The sequence below is a fragment of the Bacteroides sp. genome (assembly GCF_028690125.1).
Taxonomy (GTDB): Bacteria; Bacteroidota; Bacteroidia; order Bacteroidales; family Bacteroidaceae; genus Bacteroides.
Genome location: NZ_JAQVBV010000110.1, coordinates 1 through 4066, shown reverse-complemented (window position 1 = coordinate 4066; position 4066 = coordinate 1). Strand labels below are relative to the sequence as shown.

Sequence of the window (4066 nt, the reverse complement as noted above, 5' to 3'; positions counted from 1 at the left end):
CTTACTTTTTTTGATTCTAAATCGGCTGCATCTAAAGTAAAAAGTGAATTAAATGCACTTACTACAACAGCAATAACAGACATGGAATACAGCGGCGATGGCAGATATATTTGTTTGGTCGACAAAAACTCGGGCATGTATCTTTTCGATACAACAGATGATGATTTGTATAGTTCGGGAAATAATCTCACCTCATTGCCATTTGCCAAAGCGCCGGATTCGATGAAACCCGAGTATGTTGTTTATTCCCAAGAGACAAACAGTTTTATTATTGATAACGTTGCTTCTTTTTCTTCTTCTGTTATATCTCTTGATTGCGAAGAGTTTGCGGCAAAAAAATACGCAGCAAAAATACCTGATGAGAATATTTTTCAACTTGCCCCAGAAAATGACTCGATTGTACATGTGAACGCAAAAAAAACAGATTATATTTATGTAGCAACCTCTGACAAAACTTCAGATTTCAATATTCATTGTGTAGATCAATACAGCGGTGCAATCAACTATGACCGTGAAATAACTTTACCAAAGGAACCTTACGATATTGCTCTTACTTCAATGGGCGAAAAGCTCAGTGTCACTTATGGCGACAATCTCGCTAAGGCTGAAACTTACAATGCGATTACAGCCACCAGAACCTTTGAACTCAGCCTTACCGACAATAATTATACAGTTGCCGCATTAAACGAGGGATATTCTAAAAACCAAAGAGGCAACACCGCTTTTATCAGAGACTCCACAGTAGCCACTGTTAAGACAAATAATGGTTACGCTTTCGATTTTGAAAATACTTTTAAAAAGCAGTCGGAATCAATCAATATGGTATCTCCATGGGAGTGTAAACAAATAGTGGGCTTAAATGGCGGCGGTTTTTTGGCTCTGGCAGGGAAACCAGACGGAACTTCCCTAATTGACTGGTATGGAAAAAACAGTGTCGGGTCTTATACACGCAATGCCCGCTGGATATCAGGTGTAACCGCGAAACAATATTCAAAAACACTACCCGAAGAAATGCTGAATGATACTTCTGCAACGACCTCTCCTGATGATTCTTACATTGGGCATATCATAATCTACCATTTGAATAAATTTACTCCCGGAAGCAAAATAACTAGGATAACTTTTGTTTCGGCCTATTCGGGGACGATTCGCTATGTGACTCCTGTCTTATTAGAGGATCAGGGGGGTGGCAATTATTTAGTTAAAGATTATGGTATGGGAATTGCTGTCAATGAAATCGGTGAATATGAAGAATCTATAACCTGGAAAATAAGTGGTGTTATTGAAAACGAAAACTATTACCCCGGTGTTTGGTATGGGGATCCAGATCCAGATCCTCTGAATGTTAATCCAGGTAATGCAGGGGTTATTAAATATAACAGCACGCCGACGTGCGGTTTTTACTCAGACATAGGAGATCCTACGAAAGGTGATACTGATAACACACCTATTTCAATTAATAGATCCGTGAAGCGTAAGAGCACCAACAATAGAAATTATCAAATTCAATTTACGGCTGAAGAAAACATTAAACCTGCCGAGAGCTTTCCTCCGAAGTTTGTTCAAGACTTGGCTATTAGCAGAGATGATCGTGTTTTGGCGTTGGTTGCCTCAGACTCAGTTTCGCAGTCGGTTAAGTTTTATGACTTTGCCGCCAATAATTTTAGCAATGAAACTCAGTTAAAGGGAATGGTTGCTGATTATCGTATGCAATCGCTCGACTTAACGAACTCGCCGGTTAAACCGGGGCTTTCGCATAAAGAAACACCCGGAGTTAAACTTAAAGACGCGATAACCTCAAACGAACCAGCTTGGACTTCAATAAAAGATTACCCTGCAAACTATAATGAATTAGGGGTTTCAGACCTTAGAGTCGGCACCGATAAACGATTTTTTGGTTATTATTCTTTGTATTCTTTGCTCGGTGATTATGTTGGGATAAAGTTTTTTTCTACACCTAAAATTGATAAAACAAGATTTTATGTTGATCAATTTTTACTGGATTATATAAATTCTACCGTTGCATCCAATCAATTTAAGCCATATGATTATGTTTCAGCGCAATCATACTTGCTTCAGTTTGAGCAAGCTGCTTCAAGCCAGAAGGGTGCTATCTTTTTTCAAACTGATTCGTCTAAAGACTTAGGCTCTTTTAATACAACAGGAAGCGGTTATATTGCTATTAATAATATGGACAACGGATGGAATAAAATCGCTTCTGAATCTGTAACCCCGTTCAGGTTTGAACCGGTTTATATGGGCGAAGAAGAAATTTACCCGGCCGGTAATTATTTATACAGAAAAATGCTATTCGGAAGAGATGTGGCAAGCCCTACATTATTTTTGTTTTCTAACCAAAGGGATACTAAAGCTTTAGAAATAAGACGGGTTCCTTTAAACGGTGCGACAGAAAAAAAAGATTATAGCGGCTTGGTTATGACTGATGTGGCAATCTCCGAAGACGGACAGAATATATTTGTTTCGGCAGCTAAAGATTTGAGAAAAATAAATGTTGCTGCTTCGCTGGGCGACAGAGAAAGAATCGCTTCCTTCTCTTCACCCGTAACTCACTTAGCCAATAAACCCTTTGTACGTTATAAATCTACACCCGCCTCAGGTACAATCACAGACTTAGTAACAGTTTTTCCCGAAGCCAGGTGGGGTTCTAACAACACTGTCATCGCGTCGGGCGGCATTTACATTGCCGGCGGCACAGACAGCAGCGGTAATGCTCTTAACAAAATTTATCAATATGATGTATTTGCGAATAACTTAACATTGGTCGCCACTCTGAGTGAGTCGCTGTCAAAACATTCTATGGCAACTTATGATAGTGATCTCTACATGTTTAACGGTATAAAAAATGTGGCTTCAATTTCTGACTCGGTATTTAAATATTTTCCTGAAAGCAAACGCTCGATAAAGAGCGTAAGAGGTGTCGTGGTTACAACTGATGTGGCAACATCAGGAGCAATCTTAACTCCTAGGGGCTCTCCGGGGGTATTTGACGCTAGAAAAGAGGGCTGGATAACCTATTCTTCAGAACCGGATAGTATTAAGAAGACTCTTTATTGGAGAGACGGTGATGGACCATATTCAACGGAGGATTCGGTCTTAAATGCCTTTGACGGGAATACTTCAACCCATTGGCGTTTATTTGGTGACAGCACTTCGGAAGAATATCGACACATCAGAATTGAGTTTGATATACCTGTTAAGGTGACCCATTTTAAGGTGGTCTCGGAGATTTCCGGTTCCGGGCAGAACAAGTTTAGCGGTTGTATTTTGCGTGCAAGTAATTCTATTTCATCACTAGCGTCACCATCCGGCGGAACAGTACTTAAGAATATATCTTCCATAGATGAAGATGATTCTGGTGTTGAATATTCAGTTGATCCCGGCACTACTGATTTTTATACTTGTTACAGATTGAGTTTGTTGACTAACGACTATTCTAAAGAGGGTAAATTTAATGAGATTGTCTTTAAGGGTGATTACAGTCAGACTATCACAACCAATCTTCCCGACACCGGTATGCACCGCACTTTAGACGATAACCTCGCGCCGGTGGCGGTTACGAATAACGCGGCTTGTACGACGCCTTACGGTATAATGGTGGCGGGGGGATATGCCGGTTCCGGTTTGGCTGACTCTTCTTCTAATCCCGGAACTACCACGGCCCTAATCTATTGGCCTCACGCTATCGGCGGGGTTTATGAAGAAACCAACGATAAGCTTTATGGCATAAGCCGTTCTGTGCCGTCTTTGCCTGAACCTTCGGTTGATAACTGTATGGTTTGGCACAAAGGGAAGGTGTATTGCTTCGGGGGCACTAAAACCTCGGGCACAACTGAATTTCACTTACCGTTTATATTCGATTTTGAGTATAATACATGGGCTAAGGCCAATTCAGCTATCCTCGGTGTGGATAAGTTAAAAAGACGAAAAGCGGCGGCGGTATCTTTCGGAGACGAAATATTTCTGTTTGGCGGAGAGTGTTCTGTAACCACCTTTGCCGTTGCTTGGAATACTTCTACCAATGTTGTAAGAGAAGTGTTTTCTGCTC

1 protein-coding gene is annotated in these 4066 nt (G+C 40.8%); it reads left to right on the top strand.

Features of this window, described 5'->3' with window-relative positions:
• On the top strand, positions 1-4066 hold a 4066-nt coding region (locus PHO71_RS25405), incomplete at both ends, for a kelch repeat-containing protein (RefSeq protein WP_300208979.1).